General features: G+C 33.5%; 14 protein-coding genes. 8 read left to right on the top strand and 6 right to left on the bottom strand.

Annotation, left to right across the window (positions count from 1 at the left end; translation table 11 throughout):
• Positions 1-3 precede the first annotated feature (3 nt).
• Positions 4-1,131, top strand: coding sequence for a lycopene cyclase family protein (locus FIT61_RS04325; RefSeq protein WP_139883489.1), 1,128 nt, complete (start codon positions 4-6; stop codon positions 1,129-1,131).
• On the top strand, positions 1,121-2,005 hold the full coding sequence (locus tag FIT61_RS04320) for a Brp/Blh family beta-carotene 15,15'-dioxygenase (RefSeq protein ID WP_139883487.1): 885 nt from the start codon (positions 1,121-1,123) through the stop codon (positions 2,003-2,005). The genes FIT61_RS04325 and FIT61_RS04320 overlap by 11 nt, the downstream gene beginning before the upstream one ends.
• A gap of 96 nt (positions 2,006-2,101) precedes the next feature.
• Here FIT61_RS04320 and FIT61_RS06765 read toward each other — a convergent pair whose 3' ends face one another.
• Positions 2,102-2,266 (bottom strand): hypothetical protein, encoded by a 165-nt coding sequence (locus FIT61_RS06765; protein ID WP_187351775.1) that lies wholly within the window; start codon positions 2,264-2,266, stop codon positions 2,102-2,104.
• Positions 2,267-2,467: 201 nt separating this feature from the next.
• Between FIT61_RS06765 and FIT61_RS04315 the strand changes: the two genes are divergently transcribed.
• Positions 2,468-3,775: a PQQ-dependent sugar dehydrogenase gene (locus tag FIT61_RS04315; protein WP_139883485.1), complete on the top strand. Its 1,308-nt coding sequence runs from the start codon at positions 2,468-2,470 to the stop codon at positions 3,773-3,775.
• Between the two features lie 9 nt (positions 3,776-3,784).
• Here the strand turns inward: FIT61_RS04315 and FIT61_RS04310 are convergent, their stop codons facing one another.
• From FIT61_RS04310 to FIT61_RS04300, 3 genes are all read right to left on the bottom strand, one after another.
• Positions 3,785-4,531, bottom strand: coding sequence for a TerC family protein (locus tag FIT61_RS04310; protein ID WP_139883483.1), 747 nt, complete (start codon positions 4,529-4,531; stop codon positions 3,785-3,787).
• 151 nt (positions 4,532-4,682) lie between these two features.
• Positions 4,683-5,138 (bottom strand): ferritin-like domain-containing protein, encoded by a 456-nt coding sequence (locus FIT61_RS04305; protein ID WP_139883941.1) that lies wholly within the window; start codon positions 5,136-5,138, stop codon positions 4,683-4,685.
• Between the two features lie 225 nt (positions 5,139-5,363).
• Positions 5,364-7,697 carry a TonB-dependent receptor family protein gene (locus tag FIT61_RS04300; RefSeq protein WP_187351774.1) on the bottom strand — a complete coding sequence of 778 codons (2,334 nt, stop codon included), beginning with the start codon at positions 7,695-7,697 and terminating at the stop codon, positions 5,364-5,366.
• 157 nt (positions 7,698-7,854) lie between these two features.
• Here FIT61_RS04300 and FIT61_RS04295 point away from each other — a divergent pair, with 157 nt between their 5' ends.
• Positions 7,855-8,823, top strand: coding sequence for an L-threonylcarbamoyladenylate synthase (locus FIT61_RS04295; protein WP_139883479.1), 969 nt, complete (start codon positions 7,855-7,857; stop codon positions 8,821-8,823).
• 1 nt (position 8,824) lies between these two features.
• On the opposite strand, the gene FIT61_RS06760 is transcribed toward FIT61_RS04295, so the two are convergent.
• The gene (locus tag FIT61_RS06760; protein ID WP_187351773.1) at positions 8,825-8,974 is read right to left on the bottom strand and encodes a hypothetical protein; all 150 of its coding nucleotides are present in this window, start codon (positions 8,972-8,974) and stop codon (positions 8,825-8,827) included.
• Between the two features lie 60 nt (positions 8,975-9,034).
• Positions 9,035-10,051, bottom strand: a complete 1,017-nt coding sequence (locus tag FIT61_RS04290) for a histone deacetylase family protein (RefSeq protein ID WP_139883940.1) — start codon at positions 10,049-10,051, stop codon at positions 9,035-9,037.
• A 96-nt stretch (positions 10,052-10,147) separates the two neighbouring features.
• Between FIT61_RS04290 and FIT61_RS04285 the strand changes: the two genes are divergently transcribed.
• From FIT61_RS04285 to FIT61_RS04270, 4 genes are read left to right on the top strand one after another with little or no spacing between them, the layout of a single operon-like run.
• Positions 10,148-10,573 carry a DUF4399 domain-containing protein gene (locus tag FIT61_RS04285; protein ID WP_139883477.1) on the top strand — a complete coding sequence of 142 codons (426 nt, stop codon included), beginning with the start codon at positions 10,148-10,150 and terminating at the stop codon, positions 10,571-10,573.
• Positions 10,574-10,587: 14 nt separating this feature from the next.
• A complete protein-coding gene (locus tag FIT61_RS04280) occupies positions 10,588-11,181 on the top strand; it encodes a cation efflux transmembrane domain-containing protein (RefSeq protein ID WP_139873571.1) in 594 nt (197 codons plus the stop codon).
• Positions 11,182-11,237: 56 nt separating this feature from the next.
• Positions 11,238-11,894, top strand: a complete 657-nt coding sequence (locus FIT61_RS04275; protein WP_139883475.1) for a DUF4136 domain-containing protein — start codon at positions 11,238-11,240, stop codon at positions 11,892-11,894.
• A 9-nt stretch (positions 11,895-11,903) separates the two neighbouring features.
• A complete protein-coding gene (locus FIT61_RS04270; RefSeq protein ID WP_139883473.1) occupies positions 11,904-12,533 on the top strand; it encodes a DUF6134 family protein in 630 nt (209 codons plus the stop codon).

Genomic DNA, 12,533 nt, shown 5'->3' with positions numbered 1-12,533 from the left:
TATATGAAACAGAAATTTGATATTGGCATTATTGGCGCTGGTCTATCTGGATTAACTCTAGCGAATTCTCTTCTTAATAAAAAAATTAATAATTTTATTTTATTAGAGAAAAATCGCACTTTAGAAAATGATAAAACCTATAGTTTTTGGTCGGGACCAGGTCTCTTAGATATTAAAAAAAAATTAAATATTAAAATTAAAAAAGAATGGTCTCAGCTAGAAATTAAGGTAAAAGGTGAATCACATATTATTGATTTAGGCGATTATCGGTATGCATGCTATGAATCTAAATCAGTTATAAAGGAGCTTTATAAAAGATTAGTTACGAAAGGTATTAAAGTTGAGCGGGGATGCTTAATTAAGCAGATTAAAAAAATTAATGATGAGTGGGAAATTAATTTAAATAATAAAAAAATTTTACTAAAAAATATAGCAGATAGTAGACCAAATATTAAGTTTGACGATAAGTATCCTTCATTAAAACAAGTTTTTATTGGTTCTGAGGTTGTTTCAAACACAAAAATATTTAATGAAAATATTGTCACATTAATGGATTTTTTCGAATCTGAAAAAAATATTATTTTTACCTATATTCTTCCTTTCTCAAAAACTAGGGCATTAGTAGAGACTACTTTTTTTTCTCGAAAAATAAACTTCAAAGAAGTAGATAGGCTGCACAAAAAAAATCTAAAGAAGTTTAATATTAAAGAGATATTGAAGACAGAAAAGGCTGTTTTACCGATGTCGCCATATTCTGAAGCAAGAGCAGATAATCAATACTTTAGAATTGGTAATTTTGGAGGAGCTTCTAGACCCGCCTCTGGATATGCTTTTACCCGAATTGCTTTGTGGGCAAATCAAATAGATGTAAAAAATCAATTTTCATATGAAATGATAAATCACAAAAAAAAATATCTTACTAATTGGTTAGATAAAATTTTTCTTTCTGTCTTAAGATCAAATCCAAAAGAAGCACCTAAAATATTCCGAATTTTTTTTACAAAGGTGCCTATTGCATCAGTCATAAGATTCTTATCTGATCAAGCAAGGCTCATTGATTATTTAGCCATTATTTTGAAATTGCCTAAAATAATTATGCTTAAGGGTTTGCTGAATTTATATGTTAAATAAGATAAGAGTTCATCAAGCTATATATGTGATTTCAGGACTTTTTTTGATGTTTTTTAATCATCAGAATGCTTTCTTTAAAATTTCTGATATCAATTCATCTTTAGCTATCATTTTTGTAATCATCATGTCCCTTGGTGTTTCACACGGTGCTTCTGACTCTATTGTTATATGGAATGCTTACTCAAACATTAAAACAAGAGCGATAGCTTTTTTAGTTTATATATCCATAGTTTTTTTAGGCTTGTTTGTGTGGTTCCAAAGCCCTGCTCTTGGATTGGTTTCCTTAATTTTAATGTCTATTATCCATTTTGGAGAGAGCGATCTTACATATCTAAAAAAAGTTCCTCAAATGATGAAAGTATCATGGGGCTTTGCTATGACATTACTGCCAGTCATTTTTTTTGAAAATGATGTTAAAAACATTTTTGATATATTAGTGAATTTTGAAATAAACCCTAATGTATTCCTTGCTCTTAAAATACTTACACTTTTTTTTAGCTTTAGTTTTCTATTTCTTGTTTATACAAGTAATATCATTACAAAAAAAGATAAGATTTTTCTTTTTTTAGAGTTTCTAATAACCCTTATTCTAGCTAGCTTTTTGCAACCGCTTTTTTGGTTTGCTTTTTATTTCTGTTTTTTGCATGGCATTAGAGCCTTGATTAACGTCGGAATTAATTCTTTGCGAGATCTTTTATTTTTAATTATTTTTACCTTGCCAGTTACTCTTTTTGCTTACTTTGTACTTTTTGAGAATTTACAGATTGAATATTTAAATATTATTTTTTCTATTTTAATGGCCCTTACAATTTCCCATATGTTTTGGCCAGCAATTAATCGTTTTCTGTCAAATTTACTCGGCGAGCATAAATAGTTTTAACATATCAACTTCTCAGAATGGTTTAGAATCTAGAGGTTGTCATTAAAGTTTAATGGGGCATATCAAATACCCTATTTTGGTATCTATTAATTAAACACAATCTCCCATTGCAGCAGAGTATCGATGCCAGCAGTCTTTATCATTTTGTTTGCATACAAAAATATTTTCATCTGTGTTTTTTAACACTTTTGTTTTTTGTAAACCGGTCTTTTTTCCTTGACCCTTAGATGTTTTAATTTCTTTTTTTGATTTCATTTTTAACCCCTCATTAATAGTTTTTACGAATCAACTTTATGCCTCTTATTGTGATAAATCCAATGAATTGTTTTTAAGTATGTGATAAGTATTATAAATCAAAGATGGATTAGTCAGGGTCAAGTCAAGACGTCATGAGGACATTTACTGAGCCTAGAGAAGGATTGAGCTAAAACATTAACAATTCTATAAAATAAGGTCATGAAAAAAATATTAAGTATTTTTATATTGGCCATTCTCTTTTCTTGCCAAACAATTCTCTCTTCAGATTTGCCTCCATCGAGTTTAGGAGTAAATCCTGAATTACCTGAGCCAAGCGTATCAATTATCCCTACAGTGAATATTGCAAAGGCATCAAAATGGCCAGAAAATTTGACACCTATTGTTCATGATAATTTTGCGATAAATCTTTATTCAAGAGATCTCATACATCCTCGTTGGCTTTATGTTTTACCTAATGGAGATGTCCTTGTTGCGCAAAGTAATAAGCAACCCCCTAAAAAAGCTCAAGGATTAAAAGATCTTATAGCAGGATTCATCATGAAACGCGCTGGAGCTGGTAATGATAGTCCAGACAAAATTTCACTACTTCGTGATAAAAATGATGATGGGGTTGCTGAGCTAGCTAATGATTTTTTAACCCGATTACATTCACCTTTTGGCATGGCATTAATTGGCAATGATTTATATGTGGCCAATACTGATGCTATTTTGCGTTTTCATTATGAGTTAGGCGATTTAAGCATTGATACTAAAAAATACCCTCCAGAAAAAATTGCAGATTTGCCAGAAGGAGAGATTAACTCACATTGGACGAAAAATATTATTGCATCATCCGATGGCGCAAAGCTTTATGTCACAGTCGGATCTAATAGCAATATTGGCGAGCATGGACTAGATCAAGAAAATGATAGAGCCTCAATTATAGAAGTCGATCTTAAAACAAAACAAAAACGAGTTTATGCTTCAGGCTTAAGAAATCCCAACGGCCTTGCATGGCATCCAACTTCAGGTGAATTATGGACAGTAGTAAATGAAAGGGATGCATTAGGTAATGATTTAGTACCTGATTATTTAACCTCTGTTCATGATGGCGATTTTTTTGGATGGCCTTACGTATATTATAAAAATCATAAAGATCCTCGTGTGAAAGAACCTATGCCAAGCAATCTAAATCCTCGTTCACCTGATTATGCACTAGGCGCACATGTCGCAGCATTGGGCTTAGTTTTTTCGGATATTTCACAATTCAAATCGCCCTATAACTATGGCGTATTTATAAGTGAGCATGGCTCTTGGAATAGAAAGCCAAGAAGTGGCTATAAAGTCGTTTATATACCTTTTAAAGATAATGAACCTCAAGGGTTGCCAATCGATATTGTCACCAATTTTGTGGTCGGTGATGAAGCATATGGAAGGCCCGTGGGGTTAGTGATTGATAAAAAAGGAAATCTTCTTATTGCTGACGATGTAGGTAATCGTGTTTGGAGGGTTACTTCAAAACAATAAATTATTGCGTTACTCAGATACTTTCTTTTTATGGCGAGCTCGGATGTTTAGCGCTTCTACCCCAAGAGAAAATGCAACTGCAAAACCAACATATTCTTTTGGAATATGGATATCAAAACTTTCAGTAATTAAAATAAGGCTAACAAGTATTAACATAGATAGCGCTAAAATTTTAATTGATGGATAGCGATGGATAAAATCACTTGTAGGCTTTGCAGCTAAAAGCATAAAAAAGACAGACGTCAAAACAGCAGCAATCATGATTGAGATTTCATTGACTAAGCCAACAGCAGTAATGATACTGTCTAGTGAGAAAACCATATTAAGAATACCAATTTGGAGGATAGCGCCCCAAAAAATCTTCTGAGTGGATTTTGCTCTGAGGTTTGAAGAATCAATTTTCTCTGCAGATTCCTCTTTGGCTTCAACCTCAAGATAAATTTCCGAGCAAGCTTGCCATAAAAGGAATAAGCCACCGAAGAATAAAATTAAATCTTTGCCACAAATTTCTTGGTTATAAAGAGTAAAAAGTGTTTCTGTTAAGCCCATTACCCAAGCTAATGTCAGTAGCAATAAAACCCGCGTAATTAGTGCAAGGAATAAGCCAAATCGATTGACTGATTCACGGATTTCTGATGGAAGGCGATTAACAATAACGCTAATTAAAATAATATTATCAATACCTAAAACAATTTCCATAGCCGAAAGTGCAAAAAAAGCAATGATCGTATTTGGATTAAGAATGAACTCAAGCATTTTGTAGCTACATTACCTCAAAGAATTTAAAATTGATTATTACGCATATTTGAAATTTTGGTAAAAATAAATTTCTATATAAATTTAGCAATTACAAATTGCTAATGCATGTAAATTTAAACATTCATTAGCATGTTAGTTGAATAAAAATTTATGCATGGAATTTTGATAAATCACCTGGTTTTCTAAGCATTTTGTCTACCTCTCCAAGATGAAGTTCTTCTTGATAAATCATCTCTCGCGCATACTCTTCAAGCATTACTGACTCATCGGTTACGATATTTAAAAGATTTTTATATGCATTAAGAGTATTTAATTCATGAGCAAGTGACTCTCGTAAAATATCACCAATGTCATGGTTATGTGTTTCTAGAAGAGGGCCTATTGAGAGCGAAGGATGGCCACCTAAATGCGTAATGAGTTCACCAGCCTTGTCAGCATGCGCTAAAGACTCTGAGGCTTGGCCTCGAAGCCAAGATACGATAGGTATGCGATTGTAACCATAGACCATTAATGCATAATGCGTGTATCTTACAACTCCGGCTAATTCAAACTCTAAAATGGTGTTCAATGCTTTATTAATTTCATTTGTTTTTTTTTCGTCCATCATTAGACTCCTTTTGTAAATGTGCTATGCAATTTTTTGATCTAACTTCGAAAGCTCTAAATATTTTACAGGATTTGATACGATTGAGGAGTGAATCGTCATCGAGATTAATTAGCTTTTGCAGAACAGTGAAGTTATGCTGTTTGTTCTAGCATAGATTAATTGACCGCTCTTCATAGATAAAGCCTTATAGTCAATGAGAAAATACAAGACTTCTCACTCTATTTAAAAATCAATTTTTGCTCCAACTTGAAATAATGCTGGCATGCCTGTGATAATTCCTCTTGTTCTATCAACTATATATTCATTATCAAAAATATTTTTTCCAACAGCAAATAATGATGTTTTGTATTGCGGAATTTTATAGTTAACAGAAGCATTAAATATTGTATAACTATTAATGACGCCATTTTGTCCTAAAACATCAACATTTTTAGTTTCTGCAAAATCAGCAAATTGCTCTCCCACGTGAACTAATTCTAAAATTCCATCCCAGGAATTATTTCTAAATCCTAATCCAGCTGTGATTGTTTGCTTAGGAGCATAGGGTTGTCTTTTTCCTTCCATGCTATTTGCAACAATCGAATTATTATCAACTCTTCTAAATGCGCTTTCTTGTCTAGCAATAGGCAGCCAAGTAATAGCAGCTTTCGAATAAAACCCACTGTCAAAATCATATTTACCCAATATTTCAAGACCAGCGAATAATGCTTCACCTTGCGCCAGAGCTGGTAAATTTGACGCTACTGAACCAACAGCGATTAAGTTTCTAAAGTCGTTATAAAATGCAGTTGTTTCAATATAGCTCTTTGAGTTTGGTTTTGCCCTTAATCCAATTTCATGATTAGTAGAATTTTCGGCATTGACATCGATTGCTCCACCATCATTTGTGATCAAATCTTCTGTTCTAGGAGGCGCAAATCCTTTATGGACTCCGGCAAAATATGTGATCTGATCATTTGGAGTATATCCAACAGAGACGCCTGGCACCCAAGCATGTAAAATATTTTTTCCATGAGCTCCATTCAGCTTGTTTAATCTTTCATTTTCAATATGTTCATATCTCACTGCAGGTGTGATACTAAATTTATCTATTTCAAATCTATTGCTTATATACCCTGAAATTGCATTTGTTTCTCGATAATTGTCTTCGACCAAAGTTCCATCTCTCGCTCTTGGCGAAGATCCGTTTACTTGTCTTCTATCTTGTTGTTCGCGATGAATACGCATACTTAATTCAAGTAAGCCCAAGTCATGATTTATACTTAATCTAGGTTCAACACCGTATGTTTCATAAGCTCTTAGTCGGCCTTGATTTCCAAGACAATCATCACTGTTGATTCTTTGCCCGGCTTCACGCGCAGAACCTACACTATTGCAACCTGTTCCGGAGGCAATATTCCCAGCTGCTGAATTACTTTGCTGGCGCCACCAATCTCGATCAAAATAGCTGTAATAAATATTTGTTAATAGATACATATTTTGACTCACCTGCCAATCATGTGTTACTGAAGTACCATACCTTTTGGTCACAAAAGAATCATTTTTGAAGGGGTTATATTGACCTCCAAAATTCTCATATTCAGCTCTGGTGATTCCGCTATAGCTAACTTGAGAGTCTTCACTAAAATAATTTGTACGTAATGTTAATGCTTGATTTTCTGTTAAGTCACGAATGATTTTGAAATTCAAATCATCAATATTGTGATTAGTATTATCTCTAGCCCCATCCCCTTTCTTAAACGTATAGTCCAGCAACATTCCATTCCCACCAACATTTAACTTTGTATTAAGAAAGTCTCTATTACCTCCGGTATAACTTATAAAACCACCAAATTTTTCTGGAGGTAAGGGTGTAATATGATTAATAACACCACCGATTGTTTGTGGGCCATATTTTATTTGCCCTGCACCTTTAAGGACTTCAATTGAAGAAAATCGATCTATAGAAGGATAGTAGTAACTAGTGTTATCACCATATGGCGCATAAGCAAGCGGAATCCCATCTTCTAATAGCATGACTTTGGTCGAGCGAGTTGGATTGAGTCCTCTTATGCTTATATTGGGCCTCATACCAAAACCTTCCTCATCTCTTACAACTACACCTGGTACTTTTCTGAGAGCCTCATTAGTTGTCATTACATGATTATCATTTAGCTCTTTTTGTTCAATCGTATTAAATGAGCTAGGTAATTTAAACTGAAGGTTTTTAGAGCCTAAAATACTAGAGTCTCCCTTCACATCAATCGTACTTAGCTCAACGACATTTAATCTCGCCGTATTGATAGCGGTATTTAAAAATACTTTATTGGTATTCTCAGAGATTAAAGGGGGAGTGTTGCGACTTTGTAGATTTTTTTTTGTGAAGGTAGTCACTCTTTTCTTGAGATTTGTTTTAGCTAAACCGTCTTTAACACTTTCAATTTCATTACGCTCATTTTTTTTATAATAATTTTCATTTTCAGCTGTATTGGCAAAAGAAATACCCGGCAGCAAGCTTCCTATAAATAGGTAAATTATTGTTTTATTGAGATATTTTGATTTATTGTGTATTTCCACACCTAAATGATAATCATTCTCATTTAAAACATCAAGGAAAATATTAATTTATGTGTTTTCAAGGCATGGCCGGTTTACAAGACTAAGATAGAGGTAAGCCATAAAAAAATAAAAGAAGAAAAACATTCACTTTTTTAATTAAAATGATTTAAATCTTATGAAAACTATTCTTCTTAAAGCAAATGACATTGATTTAGACAAGGCATCACAATTACTATCTGATGGTGAGCTGGTCGCCATCCCTACAGAAACTGTTTATGGATTGGCTGCGGATGCGTCAAATATATCCGCCATAAATAAGATTTTTGAAGTTAAAAAAAGACCTCAATCACATCCTTTAATCTTACATCTCAGAAGCATCGATCAATTGAATGATTGGGCCATAGACATTCCAAGTGACGTCCATAATTTAGCAAAACATTTTTGGCCTGGACCCATGTCACTTTTATTAAAAAAACACCCTGATGTGCTAAGTGAAATTACTGGCGGATCAGACAAAATTTGTATTCGGATCCCTAATCACCCTGTGACGCTTTCTCTTCTCACAATTCTTAATAAAGGGATTGTCGCGCCATCTGCAAATTTATTTGGTCGTGTAAGCCCTACGTCAGCTCAACATGTCTTGGATGATCTTGATGGAAAAATTTCAGCTATTCTTGATGGCGGTCAATGTGAAGTGGGGCTTGAATCTACCATTATTGACTTAACAGAAATCAAACCTAAGATACTTCGCCCGGGAGGTTTGCCTATAGCTCATATTGAAGAGGTCATAGATAAAAAAATTCTGCCTCATTCTAATTCTGACGAGAAAATTTCAGGCAATTTATTGAATCATTATCAGCCGAGAGCTTCAGTTCATCCATATGAAAAATCAGAAATTGAACATTTAATTAACGATATGCCAATAAATAAATCTGTCTTATTACTTTTAAGCGATATCAATAAAAATAATATACATATTCATCAAATGCCAAAAGATGCCTATCAATATGGGCAAGTTTTTTACTCAACACTAAGGTTAATGGACGATAAAAAATATGAAAAAATATATATTGAATTGCCACCCGAAAAATCTGAATGGTATGCAATACATGACAGAATCAAGAAAGCTTCTTTTAAGATTTAAATTATTTATTTAGAAGATAGAGCATTAAGCCAAAGTATAGAAAAGCAAAAATAGCGACAATCCAAAATACTTTAAGCATATTGGTGTTAATGTCTGAGAGTTTTTGATGGATTTTTTCCAGCAATGCTTCTTCTATATTTTTTTTAGCCATAATTAACTCCTCAAAAATTGTATATTTTACTTTATCAAAGTAAGGGAATAATTTGAATTATTAATTGTTATGTTTAGATATCATTGCGTTCAGAATGCTCTCTGAAGCATCTTTTATATTTGTTGGCTCATAGCCACCTTCTAATACAAACATCATACGATTCATGGAGTATTTTTTTGCGAGTGACAATAAAATATCAGCAGCTTTTTTGTAACCATCATTTGAGTACTTTAATTGTCCAAGCAAATCATTTTCATGCGCATCAAATCCGGCAGAGACTAAAATAAATTCTGGTTTAAACTTGTCCATAGCAGGTATTAATTGATTATTTAAACCTTCAATGAATTCTCTATCTCCCGCACCTTTTGGTAAATCGATATTTAACGTAAAACCATATCCATTACCAATACCTCGCTCGGTTTGACGTCCCGTGCCAGGATAAAAAGGATGTTGATGAATGCTAAAATAAAATACCGAATTATCACTATAAAATATATCTTGCGTTCCATTGCCGTGATGAACATCAAAATCCACAATTAAGATACGCTTAATCCCATATTTATTTTGTAAATACTTAGCTGCAATGGCTACATTATTAAATACACAGAATCCCATACCTTTATCTCTAGATGCATGGTGTCCAGGAGGTCTTGTGAATGCAAATGCACTAGATACTTTCCCTTGCATGATTTGATCAATACCTTCAATCATTGCGCCAACAGATTTTCTTGCAACTTGATAAGATTTGTCAGAAATAACTGTGTCCCCTGTGGAGAGTGTAGCAACAGATTTATTAAGTCTTTCCGACTCTAGCTTTACAAGATTAATATATTTTTCTGAATGAACAAGACTTATCAAATCGATGGGCGCATAATCAAAAGAGGGCCATATCAAATGAGACTTAAATTGATATTCTTTTTTAAGAAAGTCAATAGCATGAGTAATGCGACTTGGATTTTCAGGATGATTGAGTCCGGTATTATGAAGGAGAAATTGATCATCATAAAGAACAGCAATCTTTAATGTATTTTTTTCTGATTCCGCCACTATCTCTGCGGGCTGAAGAAGTGCAATCATAGCTAAAAAATAATAAAAATACTTCATATCAATGAGACGTATTATGTTGATGAGTTTATTGTATTATCTAGGAGTCATTATATAAATCTACTGCCAATGAAAATTAAAACACTTTTTTTTATAGGGTTGTCTGCCTTGTGGCTCTCAACGCATATTTTTTCTTATCCAAGAAATGACATTCCAGTTCCTGAACCCTCTGTTGATTTTTTAAATCTTAAGGATGGTGATCAGGTCTCAAATCCTTTCAAGATCATATTTAAAGCCAATGGTATACGAACAGAGCCAGCCGGTGAGTTTAAAGAGAACTCTGGACATCATCATTTACTCATTAATAAACCTTATATCGAAAAAGGTAATGCTATTCCTGCGGATTCAAATCATTTGCACTTTGGGAAAGCACAGACAGAAACAGAGCTTAACCTAAATCCTGGCGTGTACACACTGACCCTTCAATTTGCGGATGGATATCATCGTTCATATGGGAAAGCTTTAAGTAAGACAATTCAAATTGAAGTGAAGTAGAGCCCAATATATCCATGCTTAGCAATAAAGAAGCACTATTTAAAAAATCTATTCTACTGGTAGCCTTAGCTAATTTAAGTTATTTTTTTGTAGAATTTTTTGTTGCACGCAATATCCATGCTACCTCTCTTTTTGCGGATAGCATTGACTTTTTAGAAGACGCTTCGATTAATTTACTTATCTTTCTTGCATTACATTGGACATCAAAAAATAAAGCAAGACTTGGTAAGGTCTTAGCGATCATTTTAGTTATCCCAGCTTTTGCTTTTTTGTATACAGCATGGCAAAAATTTTATGTACCTTCTGTTCCAGATCCATCGATGCTTTCTATCACAGGGGTCGGAGCCTTATTGATTAATTTCAGTTGCGTATATATCTTGGTGAAATTTAGAAATTATCAAGGTAGTTTATCTCGAGCCGCGTTTCTTTCAGCGCGAAATGATGCCTTGGCCAATATAGCTATTATTTTTGCTGGTTTAATAAGCTTTATTTGGTATTCGATATGGCCTGATTTACTCGTTGGTTTTTTTATTATGACTATTAATCTGGATGCGGCTAAGGAAATTTGGGAGGCTTCCGAAAGTTCAGATATAGAATTGAAGCCTTAGAAGTTTTCTTAAATTTAGAAATGAACAAATATAGAAATATTTAGTCCTAAATCAAAATGAGATTTATCTTTACCATCATTTCATTAATAGCCTTAGCTAGCGTTGCGGGATGCCAACATCTTGCGCAAAAAAATCCAAGCCTCAAGGCTGAACTTACTGTTTTTCATGAGCTTCCAAAAGACTTTAAACTTTCTACTGTTGCCATTGTTCCTTGGCATCAATCTCAAAAAGGCTCCTTAGAGTTTAAGCATTATTCTGCGATCTTAAAGGAGCGGATAGAGAAACTAGGCTTTACTGTCGTAGACCATTCTAAAAAACCTGAACTACTTTTATTCTTTGATTATGGGGATGACAATGGTAAGGAAATAACCGAAACCTACACCATCCCTGATTTTGGTATGATTGGATATACTGGATACTCTCTAAATTCTTGGGGTATGTATCCCGGTATGCCCATGTATGGATATCGAGGTTATCAAACTCATACTAATAAATACACTTTATTTACGCGATATATTCGTATTGATATAGCTAAACCCAAAATGAAAAGTACTGAACTAGATAAAATTTATGAAGGCCAGTTAAGAAGTAGAGGCACGTGCTCAAAACTTACCGTGACACTTCCATATCTCATTGACATGTATTTTCAAAATTTCCCGGGAAAAAATAATGATACTCAATCTCTTGAAAAATCTTGGGATGGTGTGTGCTAATATTTCTCTATGAAATCTTTAGCTTTTAAAAATTTAATTCTCTGTCTAACCCTTATTCCAAGCATAACTTTTGCAAAAGATTGGAATTTTGATGTCTTTATGGATGAAAAATTAATTGGAGAACATACTTTTCAGCTCAAAGAAGACGTTGAATTTAATCAGCTTACTAGCAATGCTCAATTTAAAGTCACGCTTTTATCTATCCCAGTTTATAAGTATAAACATATATCCCAAGAGCAATGGAATAAAGATTGTTTATATACTGTTGAATCTTCGACGCAGGATGGAGGAGACGCTTACAAAGTATTAGGCAAAACAGAGGCTAACACTTTTAAATTAATAGAGCCGACTAAACAAGCATTTGCAGCTGATTGCCCGATGACCTTTAGCTATTGGAATCCTCTTATGCTAAAACAGAAAAAACTTTTAAATGTTCAGACGGGGGAATACCCAGAAGTGTCGATTAAATATTTGGGTAAAAAGTCTATTAAAGTTAAAAATGAAAATATAGAAGCTGACTCATATCAGCTTTTAGCACCTAAAATTAATATACAGCTTTGGTACAAAGAGAATAAGGAATGGGTTAAGTTAGAATCAATCACACCTGATAATCATCATATTGTTTATATGCTTAAGTAA

This window comes from Candidatus Methylopumilus rimovensis, from assembly GCF_006364615.1.
GTDB lineage: Bacteria > Pseudomonadota > Gammaproteobacteria > Burkholderiales > Methylophilaceae > Methylopumilus > Methylopumilus rimovensis.
The sequence above is the reverse complement of the archived record's forward strand: the minus strand, read 5'-3'. Positions and strand labels throughout refer to the sequence as shown.

Excerpts from the sequence above, each read along its gene's own strand:
- FIT61_RS04325 (WP_139883489.1), top strand. The coding sequence starts at position 4 with ATGAAACAGAAATTTGATATTGGCATTATTGGCGCTGGTCTATCTGGA.
- FIT61_RS04320 (WP_139883487.1), top strand. The coding sequence starts at position 1,121 with ATGTTAAATAAGATAAGAGTTCATCAAGCTATATATGTGATTTCAGGA.
- FIT61_RS06765 (WP_187351775.1), bottom strand. The coding sequence starts at position 2,266 with ATGAAATCAAAAAAAGAAATTAAAACATCTAAGGGTCAAGGAAAAAAG.
- FIT61_RS04315 (WP_139883485.1), top strand. The coding sequence starts at position 2,468 with ATGAAAAAAATATTAAGTATTTTTATATTGGCCATTCTCTTTTCTTGC.
- FIT61_RS04310 (WP_139883483.1), bottom strand. The coding sequence starts at position 4,531 with ATGCTTGAGTTCATTCTTAATCCAAATACGATCATTGCTTTTTTTGCA.
- FIT61_RS04305 (WP_139883941.1), bottom strand. The coding sequence starts at position 5,138 with ATGGACGAAAAAAAAACAAATGAAATTAATAAAGCATTGAACACCATT.
- FIT61_RS04295 (WP_139883479.1), top strand. The coding sequence starts at position 7,855 with ATGAAAACTATTCTTCTTAAAGCAAATGACATTGATTTAGACAAGGCA.
- FIT61_RS06760 (WP_187351773.1), bottom strand. The coding sequence starts at position 8,974 with ATGGCTAAAAAAAATATAGAAGAAGCATTGCTGGAAAAAATCCATCAA.
- FIT61_RS04290 (WP_139883940.1), bottom strand. The coding sequence starts at position 10,051 with ATGATTGCACTTCTTCAGCCCGCAGAGATAGTGGCGGAATCAGAAAAA.
- FIT61_RS04285 (WP_139883477.1), top strand. The coding sequence starts at position 10,148 with ATGAAAATTAAAACACTTTTTTTTATAGGGTTGTCTGCCTTGTGGCTC.
- FIT61_RS04280 (WP_139873571.1), top strand. The coding sequence starts at position 10,588 with ATGCTTAGCAATAAAGAAGCACTATTTAAAAAATCTATTCTACTGGTA.
- FIT61_RS04275 (WP_139883475.1), top strand. The coding sequence starts at position 11,238 with ATGAGATTTATCTTTACCATCATTTCATTAATAGCCTTAGCTAGCGTT.
- FIT61_RS04270 (WP_139883473.1), top strand. The coding sequence starts at position 11,904 with ATGAAATCTTTAGCTTTTAAAAATTTAATTCTCTGTCTAACCCTTATT.